At 41.1% G+C, this 25348-nt stretch carries 30 protein-coding genes and 1 riboswitch; of the genes, 22 read left to right on the top strand and 8 right to left on the bottom strand.

What is annotated here, in order from left to right; translation table 11 throughout:
- Positions 1-23 precede the first annotated feature (23 nt).
- From MJQ52_RS08910 to cotR, 3 genes are all read right to left on the bottom strand, one after another.
- Positions 24-593 carry a DUF2812 domain-containing protein gene (locus MJQ52_RS08910; RefSeq protein WP_094247211.1) on the bottom strand — a complete coding sequence of 190 codons (570 nt, stop codon included), beginning with the start codon at positions 591-593 and terminating at the stop codon, positions 24-26.
- Positions 580-897, bottom strand: a complete 318-nt coding sequence (locus MJQ52_RS08905; protein WP_014304415.1) for a PadR family transcriptional regulator — start codon at positions 895-897, stop codon at positions 580-582. The genes MJQ52_RS08910 and MJQ52_RS08905 overlap by 14 nt, the downstream gene beginning before the upstream one ends.
- A gap of 250 nt (positions 898-1147) precedes the next feature.
- Positions 1148-2116, bottom strand: coding sequence for a sporulation hydrolase CotR (gene cotR / locus MJQ52_RS08900; protein WP_094247210.1), 969 nt, complete (start codon positions 2114-2116; stop codon positions 1148-1150).
- Between the two features lie 203 nt (positions 2117-2319).
- Here cotR and MJQ52_RS08895 point away from each other — a divergent pair, with 203 nt between their 5' ends.
- The 5 genes from MJQ52_RS08895 (at position 2320) to MJQ52_RS08875 (ending at position 5910) form a co-directional block, all read left to right on the top strand.
- Positions 2320-2796, top strand: coding sequence for a DinB family protein (locus MJQ52_RS08895; protein ID WP_070082684.1), 477 nt, complete (start codon positions 2320-2322; stop codon positions 2794-2796).
- A 35-nt stretch (positions 2797-2831) separates the two neighbouring features.
- Positions 2832-3197 carry a cupin domain-containing protein gene (locus MJQ52_RS08890; RefSeq protein WP_094247209.1) on the top strand — a complete coding sequence of 122 codons (366 nt, stop codon included), beginning with the start codon at positions 2832-2834 and terminating at the stop codon, positions 3195-3197.
- Positions 3198-3357: 160 nt separating this feature from the next.
- Positions 3358-3543, top strand: coding sequence for a hypothetical protein (locus MJQ52_RS08885; RefSeq protein WP_094247208.1), 186 nt, complete (start codon positions 3358-3360; stop codon positions 3541-3543).
- Positions 3544-3856: 313 nt separating this feature from the next.
- Complete coding sequence (locus MJQ52_RS08880; protein WP_014304424.1) at positions 3857-4183, top strand: hypothetical protein; 327 nt, start codon at positions 3857-3859, stop codon at positions 4181-4183.
- A gap of 380 nt (positions 4184-4563) precedes the next feature.
- Positions 4564-5910 (top strand): FAD-binding oxidoreductase, encoded by a 1347-nt coding sequence (locus MJQ52_RS08875; RefSeq protein ID WP_094247207.1) that lies wholly within the window; start codon positions 4564-4566, stop codon positions 5908-5910.
- Positions 5911-5987: 77 nt separating this feature from the next.
- On the opposite strand, the gene MJQ52_RS08870 is transcribed toward MJQ52_RS08875, so the two are convergent.
- The gene (locus MJQ52_RS08870; protein WP_094247206.1) at positions 5988-6287 is read right to left on the bottom strand and encodes a VOC family protein; all 300 of its coding nucleotides are present in this window, start codon (positions 6285-6287) and stop codon (positions 5988-5990) included.
- A gap of 194 nt (positions 6288-6481) precedes the next feature.
- On the opposite strand from MJQ52_RS08870, the gene MJQ52_RS08865 reads away from it, so the two are divergent.
- The 3 genes from MJQ52_RS08865 (at position 6482) to MJQ52_RS08855 (ending at position 9406) form a co-directional block, all read left to right on the top strand.
- Entirely contained in the window at positions 6482-7423 is a 942-nt protein-coding gene (locus MJQ52_RS08865) for a cation diffusion facilitator family transporter (protein WP_063096246.1), read from the top strand.
- Positions 7424-7486: 63 nt separating this feature from the next.
- The gene (locus tag MJQ52_RS08860; protein ID WP_094247205.1) at positions 7487-8524 is read left to right on the top strand and encodes a flavin-containing monooxygenase; all 1038 of its coding nucleotides are present in this window, start codon (positions 7487-7489) and stop codon (positions 8522-8524) included.
- Between the two features lie 348 nt (positions 8525-8872).
- Complete coding sequence (locus MJQ52_RS08855) at positions 8873-9406, top strand: cupin domain-containing protein (RefSeq protein WP_070081417.1); 534 nt, start codon at positions 8873-8875, stop codon at positions 9404-9406.
- A gap of 256 nt (positions 9407-9662) precedes the next feature.
- Here MJQ52_RS08855 and MJQ52_RS08850 read toward each other — a convergent pair whose 3' ends face one another.
- Positions 9663-10190, bottom strand: coding sequence for a DinB family protein (locus MJQ52_RS08850; RefSeq protein WP_223883524.1), 528 nt, complete (start codon positions 10188-10190; stop codon positions 9663-9665).
- Between the two features lie 152 nt (positions 10191-10342).
- Between MJQ52_RS08850 and MJQ52_RS08845 the strand changes: the two genes are divergently transcribed.
- The 8 genes from MJQ52_RS08845 (at position 10343) to MJQ52_RS08810 (ending at position 16995) form a co-directional block, all read left to right on the top strand.
- Positions 10343-10831, top strand: a complete 489-nt coding sequence (locus MJQ52_RS08845; RefSeq protein WP_330538422.1) for a dihydrodipicolinate synthase family protein — start codon at positions 10343-10345, stop codon at positions 10829-10831.
- A 58-nt stretch (positions 10832-10889) separates the two neighbouring features.
- Complete coding sequence (locus MJQ52_RS08840) at positions 10890-11270, top strand: hypothetical protein (protein WP_031378624.1); 381 nt, start codon at positions 10890-10892, stop codon at positions 11268-11270.
- An 87-nt stretch (positions 11271-11357) separates the two neighbouring features.
- A riboswitch (TPP riboswitch) is annotated at positions 11358-11461 on the top strand.
- Between the two features lie 77 nt (positions 11462-11538).
- Positions 11539-12003, top strand: a complete 465-nt coding sequence (locus MJQ52_RS08835) for a nucleoside 2-deoxyribosyltransferase (protein WP_032866832.1) — start codon at positions 11539-11541, stop codon at positions 12001-12003.
- Positions 12000-13010 (top strand): thymidylate synthase, encoded by a 1011-nt coding sequence (locus tag MJQ52_RS08830; protein WP_020955392.1) that lies wholly within the window; start codon positions 12000-12002, stop codon positions 13008-13010. The genes MJQ52_RS08835 and MJQ52_RS08830 overlap by 4 nt, the downstream gene beginning before the upstream one ends.
- Positions 13007-13765: a class I SAM-dependent methyltransferase gene (locus MJQ52_RS08825; RefSeq protein WP_039062681.1), complete on the top strand. Its 759-nt coding sequence runs from the start codon at positions 13007-13009 to the stop codon at positions 13763-13765. The genes MJQ52_RS08830 and MJQ52_RS08825 overlap by 4 nt, the downstream gene beginning before the upstream one ends.
- A 14-nt stretch (positions 13766-13779) precedes the next feature.
- Positions 13780-14598 (top strand): bifunctional hydroxymethylpyrimidine kinase/phosphomethylpyrimidine kinase, encoded by an 819-nt coding sequence (thiD, locus tag MJQ52_RS08820; RefSeq protein ID WP_039062682.1) that lies wholly within the window; start codon positions 13780-13782, stop codon positions 14596-14598.
- Between the two features lie 8 nt (positions 14599-14606).
- Positions 14607-15845 carry an HAD-IIA family hydrolase gene (locus tag MJQ52_RS08815; RefSeq protein ID WP_039062683.1) on the top strand — a complete coding sequence of 413 codons (1239 nt, stop codon included), beginning with the start codon at positions 14607-14609 and terminating at the stop codon, positions 15843-15845.
- 187 nt (positions 15846-16032) lie between these two features.
- Complete coding sequence (locus MJQ52_RS08810; protein WP_039062684.1) at positions 16033-16995, top strand: arsenic resistance protein; 963 nt, start codon at positions 16033-16035, stop codon at positions 16993-16995.
- A 58-nt stretch (positions 16996-17053) separates the two neighbouring features.
- On the opposite strand, the gene MJQ52_RS08805 is transcribed toward MJQ52_RS08810, so the two are convergent.
- Positions 17054-18103, bottom strand: a complete 1050-nt coding sequence (locus MJQ52_RS08805; protein WP_007609682.1) for an NAD(P)-dependent alcohol dehydrogenase — start codon at positions 18101-18103, stop codon at positions 17054-17056.
- 159 nt (positions 18104-18262) lie between these two features.
- On the opposite strand from MJQ52_RS08805, the gene MJQ52_RS08800 reads away from it, so the two are divergent.
- Together MJQ52_RS08800 and MJQ52_RS08795 are read left to right on the top strand one after the other, a co-directional pair.
- Positions 18263-18667 carry a MerR family transcriptional regulator gene (locus MJQ52_RS08800; RefSeq protein WP_007409338.1) on the top strand — a complete coding sequence of 135 codons (405 nt, stop codon included), beginning with the start codon at positions 18263-18265 and terminating at the stop codon, positions 18665-18667.
- Between the two features lie 223 nt (positions 18668-18890).
- Positions 18891-20180, top strand: a complete 1290-nt coding sequence (locus MJQ52_RS08795) for a Na+/H+ antiporter NhaC family protein (protein WP_007409336.1) — start codon at positions 18891-18893, stop codon at positions 20178-20180.
- 30 nt (positions 20181-20210) lie between these two features.
- Here MJQ52_RS08795 and MJQ52_RS08790 read toward each other — a convergent pair whose 3' ends face one another.
- On the bottom strand, positions 20211-21593 hold the full coding sequence (locus tag MJQ52_RS08790; RefSeq protein ID WP_094247204.1) for a PLP-dependent aminotransferase family protein: 1383 nt from the start codon (positions 21591-21593) through the stop codon (positions 20211-20213).
- Between the two features lie 117 nt (positions 21594-21710).
- On the opposite strand from MJQ52_RS08790, the gene MJQ52_RS08785 reads away from it, so the two are divergent.
- Entirely contained in the window at positions 21711-22331 is a 621-nt protein-coding gene (locus MJQ52_RS08785; protein ID WP_038457067.1) for an FMN-binding negative transcriptional regulator, read from the top strand.
- Positions 22332-22378: 47 nt separating this feature from the next.
- On the opposite strand, the gene MJQ52_RS08780 is transcribed toward MJQ52_RS08785, so the two are convergent.
- Positions 22379-22741, bottom strand: coding sequence for a hypothetical protein (locus tag MJQ52_RS08780; RefSeq protein ID WP_039062688.1), 363 nt, complete (start codon positions 22739-22741; stop codon positions 22379-22381).
- Between the two features lie 205 nt (positions 22742-22946).
- On the opposite strand from MJQ52_RS08780, the gene MJQ52_RS08775 reads away from it, so the two are divergent.
- From MJQ52_RS08775 to MJQ52_RS08765, 3 genes are read left to right on the top strand one after another with little or no spacing between them, the layout of a single operon-like run.
- A complete protein-coding gene (locus MJQ52_RS08775; protein ID WP_039062689.1) occupies positions 22947-23555 on the top strand; it encodes a class I SAM-dependent methyltransferase in 609 nt (202 codons plus the stop codon).
- On the top strand, positions 23527-24213 hold the full coding sequence (locus MJQ52_RS08770) for a response regulator transcription factor (protein WP_039062690.1): 687 nt from the start codon (positions 23527-23529) through the stop codon (positions 24211-24213). Before MJQ52_RS08775 ends, MJQ52_RS08770 begins: the two co-directional genes overlap by 29 nt.
- Positions 24210-25283 carry a sensor histidine kinase gene (locus MJQ52_RS08765; RefSeq protein WP_039062691.1) on the top strand — a complete coding sequence of 358 codons (1074 nt, stop codon included), beginning with the start codon at positions 24210-24212 and terminating at the stop codon, positions 25281-25283. Before MJQ52_RS08770 ends, MJQ52_RS08765 begins: the two co-directional genes overlap by 4 nt.
- The last annotated feature ends 65 nt before the right edge of the window (positions 25284-25348 follow it).

Genomic DNA, 25348 nt, shown 5'->3' with positions numbered 1-25348 from the left:
TCTTTGAATGGAACTTCCCCGCGTTATTGTTCTTTTAACATTGAATACTTTCGATAAGCTTTATAGAAACTGCAGCCAAATAGAACAGCCATAAGGGCGGGAAGCGACCTCAAAAGGGCAAATGGAGTTTCAAATAAAAATGCCTTCCAAAACATTGCGCCTTCCATACTCCACAGACCTTCAGCTAAATACAAACCTGAATTCGTGTAAATCATATTACAATAAAACAAGCACAGTAACCCAAAACAAGATGAAAAACTCATTAGTCTTTTATAATAATTACTCTTTGACTGGCGATCCGAGAAGATTTCATTTTGATCATCATCTTCTTTTTGCCAATATCGAGCTCCAAGCCCCCAAGGGCCATTTATATAACTCCAGCCGAAGTCTTCATAGATCTCTTTGTAATCTTTAAATTTTTTCTTTGATAAATAATCTTGATAATCCAGTCTCATCACATATTTTTTGTCGGTTTTTTCGAAAGTGTATATTCCTAATCCGCTGATATTTGTACAGCGATAGCCTTTTTGTAATTGCTCGTTCAGCCATTGCTCCTCTTTTTCAATATCAAAAAACATCTTAAATTTCTTCATTCGATTCACTTCCTTCGTGCAGGGATAAAATATGCAGTAACCTGTTTTGTTCCATCTTCAAAATGGCGCTTCCTTCCGCAGTTATCTTATAGACTTTTCTCCGGCCTGATTCTCCAACAGGCTCAATCCAGCCATGCTTATTCAAGTTTTCAATCGCGCCGTATAATGTGCCGGCCGCTAAAATAACAGTTCCGTTACTCATCTTTTCGATCTTCTGCATGGCGGCATAGCCATGAAGCGGCTCACGCAGAGCTAATAAAATATAATGCATGGTTTCAGACAGCGGTAATAATTTATGTTTCATATCCTCATCCTCTATTCAGTTCGACTATATAGTTAAACTTAATACAGTACAACTGAATAGTCAATGGCCTTTTCAAAATTTGTAAAAGGAACTTGAAAATCAAATCTAAAAGTCGCTTTCTTTACGTAATGGGAAGCGACTTCTGGGGCAGTTCTATTCAATAAATGGCCCGATTGAACGCATTAAAAATACCAAGGGTTTGAGTCCCTTGGTATTTTTTGTTCATTGTATGATGATGTAAACTTCTTGCTTATTTAGCGCTGTCGTTCCAGTTTTTCTCTATAAATGTATTCGCAGGCTGTAAGTTGGTTTTGTTCGCAATTTCAATGACAGCGGGAACCACGGAAGGGTCTGTTTTGGAGAAGTTAGGAATCCGCGGATCTAACCGGAAAAAGCGATCTCCCAGCAGATTCGCGCTGACCATGGTTTCATAGTAGCCATTTCCGCCGGAGATCATCTGAAGAAATGGCAGTAAAGGTTCATTAGGCGACCTGTCCAAAAGGACTCCCCAATTTGGAGGAAGGTTCTTCAGATTTTCGGGACGTATGTTATCCGCACTTACCATTCCCCATCCCCTCGTATCTCTTCTTAATCGAGTCGGGGCTTCACCTGTCCCGATGGATAGCGCCGCAATTTGATCCAATGGCACGTTGGCTTTACCAACCGCAAACGCGATACTGGCCGTACTGGGGTTCGTTGCCACTACATATCCGTCCACGTAGTTTTGATAGGCGCGCTGTGTCGCGGGAGCACCGCTGCTCCGCAGTATGACATCACTCACTTTCTCATTTAAATAGGGAGAGCCGGGAAAGTTGTGAAATAATACGGGCGTCCAACGATCCAGTGCCGGGGAGTATAATTTGAATGAAGGGACAACAATTCGTTTTCTTACATCTTTAAGACGAAGGCCTGGCGGGAAAAAGTTTCGTACCGCTTTAATAAAACCGGAATATGGTAATTGCTGATTGAAAACAGGTCCGCCCGGCCGGGAAGTGCTGAATGCGGGCAGGATTTCATCCTCAAAATACTGAAGTGTTTCCCTCGGAGATCTTCCGCTTGCTAATGCCAGGGCAGTAAATGAACCGATTGAATTTCCCGCAAATACATGGGTTCGGCTTATTAATGCCGGATTTTCTTCAGCCAGTCTGTTCAATAGTTGTAAACTTAAAGCACCTAATGTACCGCCCCCGTCAAAGGTCATGATCCGATATTTTGCCAAAGCTGATTTCTCCTTTCTGATGCAAACTATCATTCAGTATATGTTCAGCCAGAGTCTATTGTATGGATGAATGAATATCTTCTTATCTTAAAAATGGTTTGATTATCAATCCAGCGAGTCGGGAAAGGATATGTTTTTTATTTGAAGAGGTTTTTTCCGTGAAGAAGGAGAATTATTATTTAAAAATAAAAGGGGGAAAATACTTGAATACAATTGACCTTATTGTTTTACATTTTGAAGAGGTAAGACGGCGAAGCATCAAGTTATGGACAGCTGTACCTGAGGAAAAAATGGACTGGCGCCCGGATTCCGAAGCAATGTCGTGCAAGGAAATGATAAGACATGTATTAGAAGCGGAATTTCTTTATCATCACATTTTACTAAAACAAATGAATGAGTCTTCAGAGGAATCCGAAAACCCGTATGAATCAAAAACGTTTACCACAGTAACCGAAGAATTAGAATTCGCAAAACCGTATCGGGCCGAGTTTTTGTCATTCATCAAATCGTTAAACGAAACAGATTTAACAAATATAAAGATTGACAGGTCTGATGTTGGATATATTCGCGAACTGGGAGACATGTTATTAAGAATCGCTTACCATGAGTCTGTACATACGGGTCAGCTTTTAGACTACCTCAGAACTGCTGAGGTTGACAGGCCTTTAATTTGGGACTAGTAAAATGATTGAGTTTTACACGGGAAGGGGAAAGAATGGAATATAAACCGATTAATTTCCAAGAGAAATTATCTGCATTCCAAGATCAATGGTCTCCAAAGGTAATCGCTGAAATGAATGATTATCAATTTAAACTTGTTAAAGTACAAGGGGATTTTGTTTGGCATAAGCATGACGAAACAGATGAAGTCTTTATTGTTATTAAGGGACATTTAATCATTGAATTTCGTGATGGAGAAGTAAAATTAAATGAAGGTGAAATGTTTGTCATTCCGAAAAATGTTGAACATAAACCTTATGCAGAATCAGAGTGTAACATTTTGCTTGTAGAACCTAAAGGTGTTGTGAATACCGGGCAGGAAATAACTGATCAAACAGCTGAAAATGATGTCTGGGTCTAGCCTGTAACAAAAAACGATCAAAACTCCGAAAGACCGAATGACATTAGAGACAATGATCAGGAAAACCAATTAAGAATGATTTAAGGTTAAATATTGAAAAATTTTGTTGATATTATAATACATTGTTTGGAAATGTAATCTTTTATAAGGAGTTTTCTAATTGCGTTGGAGTAAATGGTTCAATATTTTTTGCATAACAGCACTGGGATCAATATATGGCTATAAATTGTTTACTAATCAAGAAGTTAGTACGGCTCGTGTAAGCATAGCTGCTGCTATTATCTTGTGGAACATTGTCGGACTTTTTAGCAAAGAACCAGTAAAACAAACACAGCAAGCAAACTAAAAGTCAAAAAACACTTTCCAATCGTTCAATAAAAAGTTGGTACAGAAGGATGCTGCAGCGTGCAGCATCCTTTTTATCATTTTTACAAAAAAACCAAGGGTTTAACCCCTTGGTTTTTTCGTAGTCTCCCTTTTTACGCTGCTTAAGATAATCGTCAAAATCATTCAAGTTTCATGCAGGCATCCAGATTCTGTTGCAATGATAAATGAAAATTGCCCTAAAAATGTGCCGGTTCATCAAAATACCAGTCCAAGCTGCAGTTCTTTCTTTACATAGTATGTAGAGATTAAAAAACGAGAGAAGGAGTGGCGTAATGTATTATAACGAAGGTGACGATCAACAGTACGTCCAGAAGAAAAAGCCATACAACGAGGCCTGTGACCTTGGCCATGATTTTGATATGGCGGACGACGATGCAAGAGCGGAAGCGGCAAGAGAAGCAGAAGCGAGAGCCAGAGCGGAAGAAGCCATAGCAAGAGCGGAAGAAGCAAGAGCCAGAGCGGCAGAAGCAGCAAAAGCAGCAGCTGAAGCAAAGGTAGAAGCGGCAAAATTAGCAGCCAAAGCAAAAGCGAAATGTAAAAAACGTCATAAGAAAGAGAAAAAACATGATTGCAAACGTAAGCACAAGAAGAAAAAATAAGAGCTTTTCATCATGTAAAAGATAAGATTCAATGTGTATTGATTTTATCCGTACAGGGGTGCAAAAACGATAAAGAAAAAGATTCTTGTCGGGGGATCAAACAGAAAGATTGCTCAGCAGAACCACGCATGGCAGGGCAAACATAATGTTCTATGGACTTCCATAGTTTGGTCGGGATATCACGCCAATAAATGTAAGTGCCTATCATGGCAGGAGAGACAAGAGTTTCGGCAGCTTGCCGCTCTTGTCTTTTTTTTTGTTTTTTTCTCATCTTCGCGTATATGTATCTATTTTTAAGTTTGCAGAACATCTGTCTAAGAATTTGTCCTATTCCTACATATACTGGTATCGGAATCAAATGCTTATTGGGAGTGAAATAGATGGGATCAGCACAGTTAACGGGACGTGTCATCTTCAAAGGGGACCCCGGCTATACAGAGGCGGTTAAGAATTGGAACCCTTATGTTGATGTCTGTCCGCTTGTCTTTGTTTTTGCGCAAAATTCATACGATGTAAGTAATGCTATTAAATGGGCTCGTGAGAAGAATGTGCCTTTGCGTGTCAGAAGCGGCCGCCATGCTCTGGATAAAAATCTTTCCACGGTAAGTGATGGGATTGTTATTGATGTGAGTGACATGAATAACGTTTTCTTAGATGAAAAAAACGCGGTGGCAACCGTTCAAACCGGCATTCACGTCGGCCCGCTTGTAAAAGGTTTAGCTCGGGAAGGTTTTATGGCCCCGTTCGGAGACAGTCCAACCGTCGGAATCGGAGGAATCACGATGGGAGGCGGATTTGGAGTGCTTTCACGATCGATCGGCCTGATAAGTGATAACCTTCTCGCGCTGAAAATGGTAGATGCCAAAGGCAGGATCATTCAAGCAAATCATTCCCGCAATGAAGATTTACTGTGGGCTTCCAGAGGCGGCGGAGGAGGCAATTTCGGATATAACACCCAATATACGTTCAAAGTTCACCGTGCCCCTAAAACCGCAACCGTCTTTAATATTATTTGGCCGTGGGAACAGTTAGAAACGGTATTCAAAGCGTGGCAAAAATGGGCGCCGTTTACAGACGAACGATTAGGATGCTACCTTGAGATTTACAGCAAAGTAAATGGTTTGTGCCATGCGGAAGGATTGTTCCTCGGGTCAAAACCGGAGCTGATTCAATTATTAAAACCTTTATTAAATGCCGGAACGCCGGCACAAACAGTAATCAAAACACTATACTATCCGGATTGTATAGATTTCTTAGATCCTGACGAACCGATTCCCGGCAGGTCTGATCAGAGTGTTAAATTCTCCTCGGCGTGGGCGCTCAATCTTTGGCCGGAAGAACCTATTGCAGTAATGAGACAATTTTTAGAAAAAGCGACTGGGACAGAAACCAATTTCTTTTTTATCAATTGGGGCGGCGCGATAAGCAGAGTTCCAAGCAGTGAAACAGCCTTCTATTGGCGCCGTCCATTATTTTATACGGAATGGACGGCCAGTTGGGAAAATAAATCACAAGAAGCTTCGAATCTTGCATCAGTTGAAAGAGTGCGTCAGCTGATGAAACCATATGTAACAGGTTCATATGTGAATGTTCCGGATCAAAATATCGAGAACTTCGGAAAAGCATATTATGGCTCAAACTTTGCAAGGCTTCAAAGAATAAAGGCGAAATACGATCCCGAAAATGTATTCCGTTTTCCGCAAAGCATCCCGCCATCGTATAAATAGGTTGATCGTTGTGGGAAACAAAATAAAAAACACACCAGAACATTCAGGTGTGTTTTTATTGTTGCTGTAAAATTTGGTTATTCACTTGCATCCCAGTGCGGGTTCCAAACGATTTCCCACAAGTGCCCGTCGGGGTCTTGGAAGTGAACGGCGTATCCGCCACAAAAAGTATCATGAGCGGGATCAGTTATCGTAACGTTTGATTCATGTGCGATGTTTTTGCGGTCCCAAAGGGCAAGTTTCAGTCCCGTTTGCAAGTCGTTCAAATCTGTACCGGCTGTTCCTTCTGTAGGCAGAGCCAAGCCATCCCGATAGAAGTGCAGCGATTTTTCTAAATTGTCTGCGCCTAAAGTAATTACTGTAATCCGCGGCTTCATAGCAATGCAACCTCCCAAGCTAAGCTAATGATAAGAAACATTTTCATTGAAAATATTTTGACATTTCAGTAAAGAACCTATATATTCATATATGAGCACATAATCATATAAGGTTATTTTTGTGTCCGTGTTAGAATGCTTCATAGCAGAAAAGAAATAATAAATACAGTGTATTAGATAAGGAGGAGATTTTTATGGGTCACAATCACAATCACGCTGGCGGATCCAATAAGAAGGTTTTATTGATCTCTTTTATCATGATTACAGGTTATATGATAATAGAAGCGATAGGCGGATTTTTAACCAATAGTTTAGCGCTTTTGTCAGATGCAGGCCATATGCTGAGTGATTCAATCTCTTTAATGGTTGCTCTGATTGCTTTTAAATTGGCCGAAAAAAAGGCAAGTCATCATAAGACATTCGGCTACAAACGATTTGAGATTCTTGCAGCTGTGATCAACGGTGTTGCATTAATATTGATTTCCCTTTATATCATTTATGAAGCAATCAAACGTTTCTCTCATCCGCCGGAGGTAGCAACAACCGGCATGCTGACGATTAGTATCATCGGGTTAGCTGTGAATATATTGGTCGCTTGGATTATGCTGAACGGCGGAGATACAAAGAATAACCTGAACATTAGAGGGGCTTACTTACATGTGATAAGTGACATGCTCGGATCTGTAGGTGCCATACTGGCTGCGATCCTTATCATCTTCTTCGGGTGGAGCTGGGCAGATCCAGTGGCCAGTGTCATTGTGGCTATTCTTGTGCTGAGAAGCGGTTACCATGTGACGAAAGACTCCATTCACGTATTAATGGAAGGAACTCCGGAAAATATCGATGTCACTGACATCATTCATACAATTGAAGAGACAGAAGGAATTCAAAGTATTCATGATTTGCACATATGGTCTATCACAAGCGGATTGAATGCTCTTTCCTGCCACGCTGTTGTTAACGATCAGCTGACCATTTCTGAAAGTGAAAGTATTTTACGCAAAATTGAACATGAACTTGGAGATAAAGGCATTACACATGTAACCATTCAAATGGAAACAGCTGCGCATAATCACGACAATACGATTCTTTGTCAGGCCCAAACTGAGAATCCGCGTGACCATCATCATCATTAAAGGAGGAGATAGGGACTCACTTTGTCTGCTGACAATTAAGATAAAACCGGAGGGGGGATTCATATGTACGACACGATAGTAATCGGAGCCGGTCAGGCAGGAATCTCAGTAGGATATTATCTAAGGAAGTCGAAACAAAAGTTTATCATTTTAGATAAAAGTCATGAAGTGGGGGAAAGCTGGAAAAACCGGTATGACTCATTGGTTTTATTTACTTCTCGAATGTACAGCTCTTTGCCGGGAATGCATCTTGAAGGAGACAAGCATGGACTCCCTTCAAAAAATGAAATTGCTGCTTATCTGAAAAAATATGTTGAAAGATTTGAAATCCCGATCCAATTACGGACAGAAGTAATAAGTGTCCAAAAATTAAACAACTATTTCTTAATAAAAACAAACCGGGAAGAATATCAAACGAAGAATCTTGTGATGGCCGCAGGTCCTTTTCATACCCCTAACATCCCATCAATATCAAAGGATGTAGCCGGTCATATTCATCAATTACATTCTTCACAATATAAACATTCAAAACAACTGGCGCCTGGGGATGTACTAGTAGTCGGCGGCGGGAATAGCGGGGCTCAGATAGCTGTTGAATTATCCAAAGAAAGAGTTACATATTTGGCTTGCAGTAATAAACCGGTTTATTTCCCTTTATGGATTGGAAAAAGAAGCATTTTTTGGTGGTTTGATAAATTAGGAGTTTTACATGCAAGTCATACATCAATATTAGGCAAGTTCATTCAAAAGAAAGGCGACCCCATATTTGGGTATGAATTAAAACATGCAATAAGACAGAAGAAGATCATCTTAAAACAAAGAGTCATAGCCGGAAAGCAGAATGAAATCATTTTTAAAGACTCATCTTCAATAGAAGTAAACAATGTTATTTGGGCAACTGGTTTTAAGAATCCGCTTTGGTGGATGAAAATAGAAGGTGTTTTGGATAAGGAAGGCCGAATTATACATCACCGGGGTGTTTCAACTGCGGAGGGATTGTACTTTATTGGTTTGCCTTGGCAGCATAGGCGAGGTTCAGCGCTGCTTCAAGGTGTAGGAAATGATGCTGAATACATTGTAAAACAAATGAACGGTGGATAGACTGAGGAGAGCAGTAACTTACGGGTTTACTGCTCTTTTTTGTGTTGAATACGTCCAGTTATGTGACTGTGGCTGTTTTAATCGGCTTGTGGAACAGAAAACACAATATCTCTTGGTTGTCGGACTGGTGAGTGCATACCCCGGGCAGGTTCAAGTTTCTCGGCTGCAACAGTATTACCCAAGAGTTACAGGCCTTTGGTATTTTTTATGCAAACGGGTTTTGTGGCCAAAACGATTCTGCTAACTTCAGTCTTTTAGGCTGAACAAGGGAATTCCTTAGTGTGGCACACTCTCATTACAAAACGCATAGGATAATATCACAAAAATTTAAAATTGCGGGGATGAAAAATGTATTATATACCTTTTTCGCATCAATGTTATTATTGTGTGAATGTGCCGATGTATAGCGATGGAAGATCTGTTTATTGGACTGTTCCAAATAACTATGATCCTTCATACGAAGATAGAAACCTTCTCTTGAAAGATTATGGACCAAAACCATTTGTCGTGAATATCAATAAAGCCGCAAAACAAAACAATACGTTCCGTACGGCCCTATGGACAGGAAAGCATTTTCAAATTACTTTGATGAGTCTTGGCATTGGAGAAGATATCGGTTTGGAGATCCATCCTAACGTAGATCAATTCTTACGGATTGAGCAAGGCCGAGGGCTAGTTAAAATGGGCAAGAGTAAAGATCATTTAAGTTTCCGAAGAAATGTCTATGATGATTATGCCATTGTTGTCCCTGCCGGCACGTGGCACAATGTGATTAATACGGGTAATACGCCGTTAAAACTATATTCAATTTACGCTCCTCCCAACCATCCGTTTGGTACAGTTCATGTGACAAAGGCCGATGCAGCGGCTGCGGAAGATTAGTATAGGATTCCAGAGGACTTTGCTGCTGCAAAGACTATAAAAAAATCGTATTGGGACAGCATGATCAAATATAGCGATTGAATGGCTGAAACACAAAATATTAACGTTTCAGCTTGTCATAGTGCAGTTGATGCGATGCTTTATTCCACAACTACTCAACAGCAAATGTGGTTTTTTGTCTGACCATTTTAATTGATTGGCAGTCAGTGAAAATGAATTTGTAATAAATTTATCCTTGCTCCTCCTATAAGCGGCTTTAACAGCCAGGTTTCTGTTTCTCTTCAAACCATTTGCGAAGCTGATGAATATGAGCTTGATGATATCTATTATGGTCTGCCATATGCCATATTCCCCATTGAATGGTTGCTTGTTTTTCTGCTTCATAATCTACTGTATGATTCAGCTGATCGTCAGTTAACTGATAACAAACAGACTTAAACATGCTGAATACTTCTTCATAATCAGTGAGAATTTGTTTTAATGAAACACCGGAAATGAAAGGGATCTTATTGTTCTGATCTAACATTGGTCCATACTTCTCTTCAAGCTGCTTTGGTATCGGTTCACCCTTTATTCTAAATATCCAGTTGAGATCAACATATGCTAAGTGTCTTATTAGCTGAGCTGTACTATTGTATGTTTGATTTGGTCCTTTATAATCGATCTCTTGCTGTGACATGTCTGACACAATGGATATTAAGCGGCAGTAATTTTCATTAACGGCAGAATACAGCATTCCCACAAGATGATCCATGTGCGTTTCACCTTTTAAATCTAAAATCATAAAACCCCGCCTCATTAGTACAATTTTTATATTTAGTTTGCCTTATTACTCTTATTTGTCAAGCAATCCAGAGAATGAATCGCTATAGGATGAAGCAATGAAGCAGGCTCTCTTTGCCTGTCTTTTTTGTGTGTCAGCCTTTACATCTGAACATGTTGGGTTATCTGAAACTGTCCTTTTTAAATGTCAGACAGTGTTATATGATACTCTGCAGATATTCAAGAATAGTACTTGGAGGTCACTCTCATGCAAATTTTATTGCTATCCCTACGCCTTTTCATGAAGATGAACGTTTATATTCAGCAGGATTTGATCCTAATGTCGAACATTTGAAAAACAGCGGTATCCATTCGTTACTCATATGCGGCACGACTGGTGAACAGCATTCACTCAGCATGGATGAGCGCCTTCAGATCATTGAGTATGTTAATCAGCGAAAATTTGAAGATGTTGAACTGAAGTTCGGGGTTTCAGCCGTAAGAACCAGTGATGCCGTCAAACTGATGAAACACATCGAGAAAACCAATATTGATTCTGTACGGATTGGTTTTCCGCCTTATATAAGACCGACACAGCAGCAAGCCGTTTATTACATTATTCATTCATCAATTGACTTCATATTATTTCATTTGATAACATAAAATGGTTATCGTGATTGAAAAAAAGATACCCGTTTTTATAAAAAAAGGAGTCATAACGTTGCTGAAAAGGTTTTTTCTTGTTTTTCTTACGCTGATGATGTCTATATTTGCTGTATTCGCGGCTGCTGAAGAGTCTCCCGGCGATCGTGTCATTTCTTTTGACGAGCCTATGATTTTATTGATCTCACTCGGAATCATCTTATGTTTGTTCATTCCGCCATTCGTCATGTCCTTTTTTGGCAGCTTGGTTGTAAGAATCATATCCGGAGTCTATCAATGTTTTATCGTCCTCACGTTTGCGGGGCTCATTCCGATTGGATTTCTGATTCCCAATGGCTTTTTGACAATTCTTGCTGCCGTTCTGGGGACTTTGGTCAGTTCAGCGAGTGTTGCCGTGACCTTATTCGTTGGCAGGAAAAAAGAGGCCGGAAGGTTTTAAAACTAGTGGGTAAGCTGCAATATTGAAGGGAAAGTCATTGTTTGACTATTTATATGGAATAGCATAGAATTAAAGTAAATATTTATAAAAAGTCACTAGGGGAGCTTTAATAGCTGAGAAGAGACAATACGTCCTGACCCTTTGAACCTGATTTGGTTAATACCAGCGTAGGGAAGTGAAAAATTAGAGAGATTCTTTATCTTATCTATATTTAAGCCACTTTCCATAGAGGAAAGTGGCTTTATTTATTTTGAAAGGGTGATATGAAGTGGCGACTAAAAAAGTTTTTCTGGCAGGGCCTTTTAAAAGTTTAGTAGATGAGAAAACTGGATTGATGAGTGCGTATGAGAGGGGAAAGCTGGAATCATTAATTTCCTTTTTTGAGAATGAAGGATGGCTGGTTCATAATGCTCACAAGCGGGAAGGGTGGGGGAAAGATTTCATGACACCCCTTCAATGCACTAAAATTGATTTTGATGAAATAAGTACTTGCGACCTTTTTGCAGCATTTCCCGGATCACCCGCTTCTCCTGGAACACATATAGAAATTGGATGGGCTTCCGCCTTGAAAAAAAAGATCGTGCTATTTCTAGAAAAGGACAAGGATTATGCTTTCTTAATTCAAGGGTTACATGCAGTGGCGGATGTTGAGTACATCAGCTATAAAGATACAGATGATTTATTAGAGAACATTAAAAATACCTTTGCAGCATATAAGGCGGAATCTCAATGAGAAAGAGAACTTTTCATGAAGCATATACGGAAACGCTGTATGACATCTATCACAACCCTGAATTTTTCAATTCACCGCGCGGACAAAAAAGCAGAGAACAATTGAACTACCATCTGACTCTGGAAAATCCAATAGAACGTGTCACTTATTTATCCTCAAGAAAAACCAATATCGTGTTTAATTTTGCTGAAGTGCTATGGTATTTATCGGGGAGTAACGACTTAGATTTTATCAGTTATTACAATAAAAAAATGCCTTCATACTCAATGAATAAAAAAACATTAACAGGCACTGCGTACGGGCCTAAAATATTTGAATTCGGAAATGCAAAACTAAATCAATGGAATAGAATAAAAAATCTTTTGACACAAGAAGATATTGATTCAAAAAGGGCATTTATTCAAATATTCGATGCTTCGGAACTCTTCGTTTTAGAAAATATAGATGTTTCCTGCACAATCGGTTTGCAGTTTTTTGTGAGGGAAGGCGAATTATACATGTCTTCTGTCATGCGTGCAAATGATGCTTTTCGCGGGATGATCAGTGATCTTTTCTCATTTACCTTCATGCAGGAATTAATGGCCAGAGAACTGCGTGTAGAAGTCGGAGAATATTTTCATAATGCGGGATCAATCCATATTTATGATTCAGATCATGAATGGGCGAAAACGGTGCTTGAAGAAGCTGAAAATCACCATGATATTCCGGAATTTGAATTTCCGAAAATGCCTGAGGGAAATAACTGGCCGTCCATTGAAACAGTCTTAAAGTACGAAGAATTACTTAGGAAAGATCAAATTTCTATGACTAAAAACGATATTGAAATGCTTGATTTACCTGATTACTGGAAACAGATTCTTTTCCTTTTCAGTATATACCAGCATATTGCATATAAACGGGATATGGATCATTTTCTATTTCAAAGTTTACTTCCTATATATCAATTTTTCGTCAGGAATAAGTGGTTTCATTATTTCTCAACTGAGCAAAAGGAGGAAATTCAATGAAAACTTCATGGAAAGAAGACAGTGTTGCTGGTAAATTCGATGCTTATAATGACGTTTTAGAACAAACGTTAGGTTTTGAGTTTGTTTTTCGTACTTTTGATAAAGCGGAGATTAAAAAGGTGCTCGATTTCGGATGCGGTCCAGGAAAGGTAGCTTATAGGCTGGCTGACAGAATAGGCTGCAATGTGATCGCAGTCGATGAATCAAGGAAGATGTTAGATATAGCAAAGGCAAAAAGACAACATCCTCATGTGGACTATCATTTAATTGAACACGATAATCTTTCCTTCTTACCAGATCACTCAGTTGATGCTGCAATGGCCTGTTATGTTTTTATTAATACGGATAGTGACCAGCGTATCAAAGGTATCATAAATGAAATTTTTCGTGTGTTAAAACCAGGAGCTTCATTTGTCATACTCGATACGAATCCTGATTCAACCGGAATTGAATTTTCAACCTTCCGCAATGGAATACCGGGGAAAGAATATTCTTACGGAGAAGAAAGAAATGAATGGCTCCATGTTCCCGGGCAAGCAGATTTAATTTTAAATGATTTTCATTGGCCGAAGTCAATGTATTATACACTATTAACTCATGCAGGTTTTGAAAATGTAACTTTATCAGAACCAACGTTAAACGATATTGACCAAGAGCATGTAAAAGCCATAGAGAAAGAGTTTCAATTTAATAATTGGAAATGTGAAAAGGAATACCCGCCTTTTGTCATTTTTAAAGCAGTGAAACCTGCCTGAAGGAGGAGTGTAAGTTGACGGATATTTATAAAGCGCTTTCGATTGCTGGGACTGATCCTTCCGGAGGGGCGGGAATTCACGCGGATTTAAAAACATTTCAGGAACAAAAGGTATATGGAATGGCAGTTATTACATCAGTTGTTGCACAAAACACACTTGGTGTGAAAAGTTTTGAGGAGATGTCTCTTCAGAATATATCTCAGCAAATAGACTGTGTCATGGATGATATAAAACCGGATGCTGTCAAAACCGGTATGCTTGCAAGTATAGGAATTATTGAATTGCTGGCAGAAAAGTTAAAAGACGCAAATATTCAATCGTATGTGATGGATCCGGTTATGATTGCTAAAAGCGGACATCATCTGCTCCATAAGGACGCCATTGATCATTTGAAGAAATTATTAATACCCCAAACAACTGTTATTACACCGAACATTCCGGAAGCGGAAGCAATCATCGGCAAATCAATCGAGACTGTACAGCAGATGCGTGATGCGGCGAAAGAAATAGTGGAGGTATACGGGGCAAAAAGTGCTGTCGTAAAAGGGGGGCACCTGAACGGAGAAGCCCGTGATATTTTGTACTTTGACGAGGACTTCGAGGAATTTGTTTCTCCCCGCTTTGATACAAAGCATACTCATGGAACAGGCTGTACGTTTTCAGCTGTGATAACTGCAGAGCTGGCAAAGCAGCACAGCATACCGGAATCAGTGGCAACTGGAAAGGAATTCATTTCAGCAGCCATTAAACATCCCTTAGGAATCGGGAAAGGACAAGGCCCTACAAATCATTTTGCGTATCGCTCAACTATTAACCAAGAGACAACCGCTTAAGGAGTGTTATGATGATCTCCGAGAATTATGATGTATTTTTATTTGATTTAGACGGAGTGATATATATAGGAGATAAAGCTTTACCAGGAGCTGTGGCCTCTTTAAAACGACTCCGTGAAGAAAAGAAAGCCATTCGCTTTTTAACGAATGATCCTTGTGTTACAAGAGAAACGATTGTGAAACGCCTTCATAAACTGGGGATTTCAGCAAGTATTGATGAAGTGTTTACTGCGGGGTGGGCAACAGCTGATTACCTTGTCAGCGAAGGAATAAAGAAGGCATATATATTGGGAAATGACCAACTTAAAAGTGAAATTCAAAAGGCCGATATTGATCTTACGGAAGATCAGGCGGAGGCTGTTGTCATTGGATGGGATCAAAATATTACATTTCAGGATGTGCATAAGGCAGTAAACCTCATCCGCTGCGGGGCTTCATTTATCGCTGCAAACGGGGATAAAACATTTCCTGCCGCTAACGGACCGGCTCCCGCGACAGGCGCTATAGTCGCGGCTGTTAAAACAGCAGCTGCTAAAGAGCCGATTATAATTGGAAAACCGGCGTCTTCAATATTTGAAAAAGTACTCGAGTCTTTTGAAGATAAAGAGAGATGCGTTATGATTGGGGATACGCCTGAAACAGATATTGTCGGAGCAAACCAAATAGGCATAACTTCCGTATTAGTTTCTGAACAAAATACTTTATTTCCTGCAAAACATGATTTTAGAAATCCGGATGTTGTGATCCGCGATCTGAAAGACTTGTTCGATAATGAAATAAAGGCAGAAGTACGGAAAAAACCGGATTTCCAATGGACAGAACAAGTGAAAGCCGGAGTCGCTGGAATTATAATTAAAGAATCAAGTTCCGTTTTATTAATGAAGCGTGCTGATAATGGTTTATGGGGCATTCCTTCAGGACATGTGGAACCTGGTGAAACAGTTGAACAAGCAATTATAAGAGAAATAGAAGAGGAAACTGGATTAGTGGTGAAAGTCTCTAAAATGATAGGCGTTTATTCTGATCCGAGTTCACAAACCTTTATATACCCTGACGGCAGAGTCAGCCATTTTATTACCAATTGTTTTCAATGTGACGTCATCGGCGGCACTTTGAAAAAGTCCACAGAGGAAGCCATGGAAATCAGATATTTTGATATCCATGAATTACCTGAACATCTCTTGCCGATGCACCCGAGATGGCTGGATGATGCTTTGGAAATGAAAGAGAATGCTTTTATTCGATAAGGAACAGTATGTCAAAAATACTTTTTGGGGGTTATTTACAAGGATTAACGGTTTTCAACCCGTTTTTCTCGCCGCGTTCCAAAAACACCAAGTGTCACAGACCCTTGGTGTTTTTTAATTCCGGCAGAACCATAATGCAAGAGCGGCAGAAAAGAAGGTATAATGGGCGGAGAAGAGGTGTCAGCCAATGAAAATAACCAGAGAGACATTAGAAAAACAGCAAATTTGGATATATGGTGTGACTCTTGTAATCGGCGGAATAGCGGGGATCGCCGGGAAAGATTCAGGACTTCGCTGGGGATGGACGATATCACCGCTTATCGCTGTTCTCATGTATGCCATGTTTGCCCAAATCCCATTCTTGAAGCTGAGGGAAGCCATGTCAAACCTCAAGTTTATGGCGGCTTTATTGATCGGTAATTTCTTAGCTGTACCTGTCGTTGTATGGGTGTTAACCGCCATTTTTCCTCAATCTCCTCCTATATTATCAGGGGTTTGTTTGGTATTGCTTACACCTTGTATTGATTACGTCATCGTCTTTACTCAGCTCGGCAAAGGAAATGAGAGATTAATACTGGCTTCCACGCCGGTTTTGTTCGCCGTTCAGATGGTATTGCTTCCGTTATACCTGTGGCTGTTTATCGGGAAAGAAGTGATAGGGGCTGTTCATGCGGGGCCGTTTCTGGAAGCATTCTTATGTTTAATAGCGGGACCGCTGCTGGCGGCAGTGATGACACAATTATGGGCTGATAAGAAGCCGGCTGGAGAAAAGATGTTAGAGTGGACGGCCTGGCTGCCTGTTCCTTTTATGGCTCTGGTCTTACTGGCGGTCGTCGCCACACAAATCGGAAAGGTCATCAGTGATGCTGGCATCATTATACGTGTGATTCCGATCTATCTGTTATTCCTGCTCATTATGCCGTTTGTCTCCCGGTTTATCGCATATGCGTTCCGTCTGGATACAGGTGAAGGAAGAGCATTGATCTTCAGCACGGGCACAAGAAATTCTCTCGCAGTTCTTCCGTTAGCGCTGGCTTTGCCGGATGCTTGGGCCTCATTAGCCGCCGCTGTTATCGTCACACAGACGATCGTTGAATTGATAGGCGAATTGGTTTATATAAAAGCGGTGCCCGGATGGCTGCTGAAATAAAAAATAATCTGAACAGAAAAAAACATACCAATAGATATTGGTATGTTTTTTATGTCGATTATAAAGTTGAAATATCAATGACGAAACGGTAGCGGACATCGCTTTGGAGAACCCGTTCGTACGCTTCGTCAACTTGATTGGCCGGTATCACCTCAATTTTAGGAGCAATGCCGTGCTCGGCGGCGAAATCAAGCATCTCCTGAGTCTGCGGAATACCGCCGACGAGTGAACCCGCAATGCTGCGGCGGCCCGTGATTAAGGAGAACACACTGTATGAGTCCGGCTTAGCGGGCGCTCCCACATTTACCAATGTACCGTCAATGCGAAGCAGGGATAAGTAGGCATCTACGTCAAGGTTCGCGGATACTGTATTTAAAATAAGATCAAATCGTCCGGCCAGCTCAGTAAATGTATCCGGATCGCTTGTTGCAAAGTAGTGATCGGCTCCAAATTCAAGCGCTTCGTCTTTTTTGTTCATTGAGCGGCTGAGGACGGTGACCTCTGCGCCTAAAGCGTGCGCGAATTGAACGGCTAAATGTCCGAGCCCGCCCATTCCGACAATCGCCACTTTTTTGCCGGGGCCGGCATTCCAGTGTTTCAGCGGAGAATAGGTGGTAATGCCCGCGCACAATAGCGGGCTGGCAGCATCCAAATCCAGCTGATCCGGAATCCGGACAACGAATCTGTCAGTGACAACTATTTTCTGGCTGTAGCCGCCGTACGTAGGGTTTCCGTCGTAGTCCAGGTTATTATAAGTCTGAACAACGCCTTTTGTGCAATATTGTTCGTCTCCGTTAAGGCAGTATTCACATTCTCCGCAGGAGTCTACAAAACAGCCGACACCCACACGGTCTCCGACGGCAAATGTGGTGACTTCTTCACCCACGGCTTCCACAACTCCGGCAATTTCGTGTCCGGGAACCATCGGAAAGATTCCGCCGCCCCATTCATCGAATGCACTGTGGATGTCTGAGTGACAAATCCCGCTGTACTTAATATCAATCAGGATATCGTGCGGCCGTAATGCTCTTCTCTCAATCGTTGTCCGCTCAAATTTAGCTTTTGCATGCGGAGCGCTTAATACACGAGTCGGATGATTATTGCACATGGTTATCTTCCTTTCCAAGATAAAGTGATGAATCCTCTGTTCGATTTTACTTTAAATGTTAAAGCGGACTTTAAGTCAAGGAGTTTGGTTTATTTTTTTATGAAATGATATTCTATAATGGCACGCTTATGAAAGGTATGAAGGACGGGTGGTAAAAATATGAAGATTGCGCAGGCTGCAAAGCAGGTTGAGTTATCAGCCGCAACGCTTAGGTATTATGAAAGTATAGGACTGATTCCTCCGGTAAAACGCGATGAAAGCGGCATCCGCGATTATGACGAAGATGATGTGAATTGGATTCAATTTATAAAATGCATGAGAAGTGCCGGGCTGTCGATTGAGGCGCTGATTGAATATACCGCTTTATTTATTGAAGGAGCCGATCATACGATCGAACCCCGAAAAAACATCCTGATAAATGAAAGGAAAAGGCTGACGGAGAAACAGAGGGAAATTGATGAAACCATAAAACGATTAAACAGGAAGATTGAGGATTACGAAGATATCCTTGAAAATGAAGCGAAACTTAAAAACAGATTGAAAGCTGAATGTATTTCTGAATGAAGAGAAGTTGTCCCGGACGCGGGGCCGCATGAAATGTACCAAGGGAAACGAGCCTTGGTTTTTTTATTTTCTAAAGAGTGGAAACAAAACAGCTTTTTCTATCTTATCAATCATTATTTATCCTTTTTTCAGCTTGACTTTTTTACTGCAGACTTTTAAAGTGTGAAATGTTGCTTAGACTGTGATTAGCGACTTTAATGCTGAAAAGAGGTGGTTTACCCAGATGAACAATAAAAAGAACCCTTGGGCGTTATTGCCTTTAGTCTTATTCGTAGGGCTTTTTGTCGGCTCTGGTCTGGTGACCGGAGATTTTTATAAATTGCCGATCTTGATTGCCGCGATCATTGCGTCAGCTTTTGCGCTGTTATTTAACCGGAAGAAATCGCTCAATCAAAAAATAGAATGGTTCGCTTCCGGTGCGGGACATCCTGATATTATCATTATGGTTATGATTTTTATATTGGCAGGTGCCTTTGCTTCAGCGGCTGAAGCGATGGGGGCGGTGCATTCAACTGTCAATCTTGCTTTGAGCGTTATTCCGCAGCAGTTTTTGCTGCCGGGGCTGTTTATCATTGCTTGTTTTATTTCTATATCGATGGGAACATCAATGGGCACGATTGCGGCGGTTGCGCCGATCAGCGCGGGTTTGAGCGGAGAGCTTGGCATCTCCGGCGCGATTACGATGGCGGCTGTGGTCGGCGGAGCTATGTTCGGAGATAATCTTTCTTTTATTTCTGATACGACCATCGCGTCAGTCCGGACGCAAAAAACACAAATGATGGATAAATTCAAAACGAACTTTCTGATTGTTTTGCCTGCTGCCATTGTGACTGTTATTATCTTATTTTTTATTCCGGCAGGCCACGCCGGCCATACGGGTGCTGAATCTTACAGCTGGATTAAGGTGCTTCCTTATGTCGCCGTGTTGGTTTTTGCGTTAATCGGTATTAATGTAATGGCTGTCATCTTCGGCGGATTGGTTTTGACGGGGATCATCGGATTAGCGGGCGGCAGCCTGACGCTTGACTCTTATTTTAAGGCGATTACGGATGGAATTGCCGGAATGAGCGATCTGATCATCCTGTCCATGCTGATCGGCGGGATGGTCGGCGTGATGAAACAAAACGGCGGGATCGACTTTTTACTGGAGTTCATCACGAAACGAATCCGTTCGAAAAAAGGCGCCGAAGCCGGCATTGCCGGACTGGTCAGCGTGACGAATCTGGCTGCGGCCAATAATACGATCTCGATTATCGCAGCCGGGCCGATTGCAAAGAATATCGCTGATAAATTCAACATCGACAACAGAAAATCGGCAAGTATTCTGGATATCTTTTCGTGCATGATTCAAGGATTGATTCCTTACGGCGCGCAGCTGTTATCAGCCGGGAAATTCGGGAATATTTCACCAGTCAGCATCCTGCCATACTCTTTCTATCCCGTTTTAATCGGAATCTGCGGCATCGCCGCCATCATATTTGGACTGCCGAAATTCACAAGAAATACGAAATAAAAAAAGGCGCCGTTCGGCGCCTTTTTTCTTTCATGACAGCCAAGCATTTCTCAAAAGCTGTACGCCCTGTGTGATCTGATCCGTATCGAGATGGGCGAAACCCAGTTTTATGATCGGCGGTTCGGGTTTTTCGGCAACGAAATAAACGGCGGTAGGATATACCTTCACTCCGTACTGAAAAGCGCGTTCGATTAATGTTTCTTCTGTATAGTTCAGGTGAACTCTCACCAATATATACAATCCCGACTGCTCGCCGATGATCGTCACATGATCGCCGAACTGCTGCTTTACATGTGAAATCAAGTGCTGCATTTTTCGCCTGTAAACAATGCGCATGCGCTTAATATGGCGGGTCCATTCACCGGCCTTCATCAATTCAGCCATGGTCAGCTGGTTAAGCGAAGAAGTTGTGCTTTCGAAATGAATAAACCGCTTTTTATACCGGTGCAAAAGGCGCTGCGGCAAAACCATATAGCTTATGCGGATGCCCGGAAGAAAGGATTTTGAGAAATTCCCTAAATAAATCACCCGGTCTGATTGAATGGAAGCAAGAGCGGGAAACGGCTGCTGTGTATAACGGAATTCACTGTCATAATCATCCTCAAGAATATAACCCTCTCTATGATTCACCCAATTGATCAGAGTTTGGCGCTGCTGAATGGACATGCTTACGCCGTAAGGGCTGTGATGGGATGGGGTCACATAGATTAATTTTTCTTTCATTGCATGTAATTGAGAAAAATCAGCTCCGTTTTCATAGACAGGCATCGTTTCCAGAGATAGCCCGTGAAATTGAAATGCCGCTCTGGCACCGTCAAATCCCGGGTCTTCAACAATAATTCCCGAAAAATCCTCTTTCAGAATCCGACTGAGATATATCAGCATCTGCTGCGTGCTGCTGCCGATGATAATGGAATCCGCATCTGTTTTCACTCCGCGGGATTCCAAGAGATAAGCGGCAATTTGTTCACGCAGGTCTCTCTCGCCGAACGGTTCACCGTACAGGAAGCTTTTCTCTGATGTCAAAACTTGATTGTATAATTTTCTCCATGTTTTCAGAGGAAAATGCTTTTGATCGACGGCTCCGGCGCGAAAATCAATCAGGACCGGCTGAGTTGATTCGGTTTTTTCAGCGTAAACAACATCGTTTTCTTTTTGAAATATAGAAGGTTCTACTTCATTTACAAAATAACCTTTGCGTGTTTCTCCGCGAATGTATCCCTCCGCTAAAAGAAGATCATAAGCCATCAGCGTTGTATTACGGCTTACCCGCAGGGAATCTGCCAGCTCCCGAATCGAAGGCAGCCGCTCATCTGCCTGAATATTTCCCTGCTCAATCAATGTTTTAAATTGCTCGTAAATTTGTTTGTATTTCGGGGTGTCGCTTTCGAAAGCGAAAATCATATTTTTCATCAGATGTCCTCCTCTGACATGTGTATTTATTCCTAACTGTACCTTTTTAAATGTCAGGTGATATCTTATTATAGCGGAAAGCGCTTTATCAATCCATGTTTGAGAGGAGAGTTTTGTATGTATATTCCGGCTCCATTTCAGCTGAGTGAAGCTCAAGCGTGCGATGTCATCAAAGAGTATGGTTTCGCAGCATTGTTTTCAACGGCGGAAGGCATGCCGTATGCAACCCACCTGCCATTGATGATGAGTAAGGATAACGAATGCTTATACGGTCATTTTGCATTGCCGAACCCCCAATGGAAAGAGATTGATGGCCAAAACGTGTTAGCCGTTTTTCAAGGGCCTCATTGTTATATCTCGCCTAAATGGTATGAGACGAATCAGGCTGTTCCCACATGGAATTATGTGGCGGTTCATGTTTACGGAGAGGCGGAGCTTTTGGATGAGGAAGAAACCGTGCAGTCGATGAGTGATCTCGTATTGAAATACGAAAGCCCCGACAGCCCGTACAAATTAGAGGATGTCGATGCGAAATTGCTGGCAGGCATGAACAAAGGGGTAAAAGGCTTTAAAATCAAAATCAGCAAAATAGAGGGGAAAGCAAAGCTGAGTCAAAATCATTCAGCTGCAAGACAAGGGCTGGTCGTACAACAGCTCAAACAGATTCCTCATACAAACGAACAGCTCATTTCCGGCTTGATGGAAGAAAACATCAAACGGATCACTGCGAACAACTGACAAGCATGTTAAAAACATACCGGCAGCATGCGGTATGTTTTTTCAGGTTATGAAGCTTTTCTCAGGATGAATAACGACTCAAACAGCACATAAATCAACGGCGCCATTAAAATGAAGAAAGAATGAAAAATAGCATACGGTATGAGTAAGTAAACGATAAGTTTCAATAGAATGGTAGACGGTTTATTGAATGTCCAGCGGTTCTTCAAGATATCAGTCATACAAGCTAAAACAAGGCCGACCGTCAAATATCCGGCTGCTATGTAAAGATAAATAAAAAGGTAAAACGGGTAAGAAGACAACGGCGGTGTGTCTTCCTGTGTCATTTTTAAACCCACATAAAAGACCAATAAAAAGCAAACGGACGAAACGAGAGCTGACAAAAGGTGTTTATATAAATACTTCTTCATGTGTTCACCTGCCTATGGCGCAATTATTTCTTAACATATTATGACATGGTTTTACCGCTGCTGAAAGAATCGGCAGCTGAAAAAGACGGCAAATCCCGCCGTCTTTTTTATATCTTAAGATTTCTTAAGAACTTTCACCGCTTTTTCTTCAGGTTTTGAATGTAGAGTGTGTTTTATAAATTCAAAACAAATGGAGAGATTAAAGTTGAAACGTCTGTTATTTTTATTTCAATATATTATGAATCCCAGATCTGTCGGCGCCGTTCTGCCCAGCTCGCGTTTTCTTGCTGAGAAGATGATGGGAAAAATTGATTTTCATAAAGCTGAATACATTGTTGAATACGGGCCGGGTACGGGAGTATTTACAAAAAAGCTGCTTGAAAAACGGCAGCCCGGGACGATGATCTTATTGATAGAACAAAATGAGGAATTTTATGCTTTGCTGCAAGAAAAATATAAAGAGGAACAGAACCTATTTATTGTACATGGATCGGCTGAACATATTGAGAGTCATATGAAGGAGCATGGAATTCCTTATGCCGACTATGTCGTCTCCGGACTTCCTTTTGCAAGCCTGCCGAAAAAAGTGTCTGCTGATATTTTGACGGATACGGCTAAAATCTTAAAAGATAACGGAGAATTCATTACGTTCCAATATACTCAATATAAGAAGGCATTGATTGAGCAATTCTTTCCGAAAACAGAAGTAAGGAGAGAATTCAGGAATATTCCGCCGGCTTATGTTTTCAGCTGTTCATTGCCGCAAAAAAAGAGGGAGGATTCATATGGGGACAACCATTCTAATCGTAGATGATGACAAAGATATCCGAAACCTGATCTCTGTCTATTTAGAAAATGAAGGAATAGACACACAGAAGGCGGAAGATGCTGCTGAAGCATTAAAATTATTGGAGCAAAAGGAGTTTGACCTGATCATTTTGGATATTATGATGCCCAATATGGATGGGATTGAAGCATGCATGAAGATCAGACAGGAACGAAATCTGCCCATCATCATGCTTTCCGCCAAATCGGAGGATATGGATAAAATTCAAGGACTGGCCTCCGGCGCAGATGATTATTTAACGAAACCGTTTAACCCATTGGAATTGATCGCCAGAGTGAAATCGCAGCTGAGAAGGTATAAAAAATACAATACAGATACGATCAGCACGGCGAACGTCATTGAAATCGGTGATTTGACCGTTAATACGGATACAAGGCAGGTGTGGGTGCGGGGGAAAGAAGTCAGGCTCACTCCGAAAGAGTTTGATATTCTGGAGCTGCTTTCGAGAAACAAAGGAATTGTCATGAGTGTTGAAAAAATATATGAGGCGGTATGGAAGGAAGACTTTTTTAAGTCGGACAATACGGTGATGGTCCACATCACAAAGATCAGAGACAAGATAGAAGAGGATTCTAAACATCCGATTTATATCAAAACGGTATGGGGAACGGGATATAAAATATGAGGAAGTTTGGAAATAAGCTGATTGTCAGGCTTCTGATCGCGATCGCAATTAGTTATCTTGTTGCATTTGGTGTGTTGATTCTTGTTATTTTATCTATCTCATATCTGTACAAAATAAATTATTTAACAGATGTGAGCCAAGGAAACGCTAATTTTAGGATACTGATTCAATTTACTGCAGCTATTTTGACCTTTATTGCGGTTTTTTTGTTATTGGTGCGGAAAAAAATATTATATTTGAAACACATTACGGAGAGTGTTCACCATATTGCCAATGGAAATTTAGGCTTGACCATCAGGACTGAAAGCAGGGATGAATTGACACAGCTTGCACAACATATCAATTATATGTCCGAAGAATTAGAGAGTAAATTTGAACATGAAAGAGAATTAGAACGAGCGAAAAGTGAGTTGATCTCAAATGTATCGCACGATTTAAGAACCCCGTTAACATCAATTATCGGATATTTGGATCTGCTTAAAAAAGAACAATACAACAGTAAAGCCCAATTTCAGGAGTACCTTGAAACGATTTATTCAAAATCGCAAAGGCTGAAATATTTAATAGATGAACTGTTTGAATATACACATTTATCGAGTCCGGATGTTACTTTGAACCGCAGCAAAACAGACTTGTCTGCCCTATTGGAACAAATCACCGGAGAGTACATTCCCATGTTTGAAAAGGAACAATTAACTGTCCGAAAATCAATTACGGAAGAGCATGTTCCCGTCTGTATTGATATAGAAAAGATGGTTCGCGTTTATGATAATCTTTTTATGAATGCGCTGAAGTACAGCATCAAACCATCTGAATTGTTCATAAACCTTGAGCTGAAAGATGAAAAAGCAATTTTGCAAGTGTCAAACAAGGCCGAACATCTCCCTGCTGACGATATCAATCAATTGTTTGAACGGTTTTTCAGAGGGGATAAGGCCAGAACGGGTCATCAGGGCACCGGGCTCGGACTTGCCATTTCAAAGAGAATTGTTGAGCTTCACAGCGGCCGTATCCATGCGGATTACAGCGGCGGCTGGCTTCGTTTTACTGTTGAACACCCGATTGACTAGAGCTTGCGGGACAAACGTTCCGTAAGCTTTTTTTAGAATAACTTAAGAATCCTTAAGGATTTTAC

Origin of the sequence: Bacillus sp. jun7, assembly GCF_051034795.1 — a bacterium.
GTDB lineage: Bacteria > Bacillota > Bacilli > Bacillales > Bacillaceae > Bacillus > Bacillus velezensis.
This window is presented reverse-complemented; position numbering and strand designations above follow the sequence as displayed.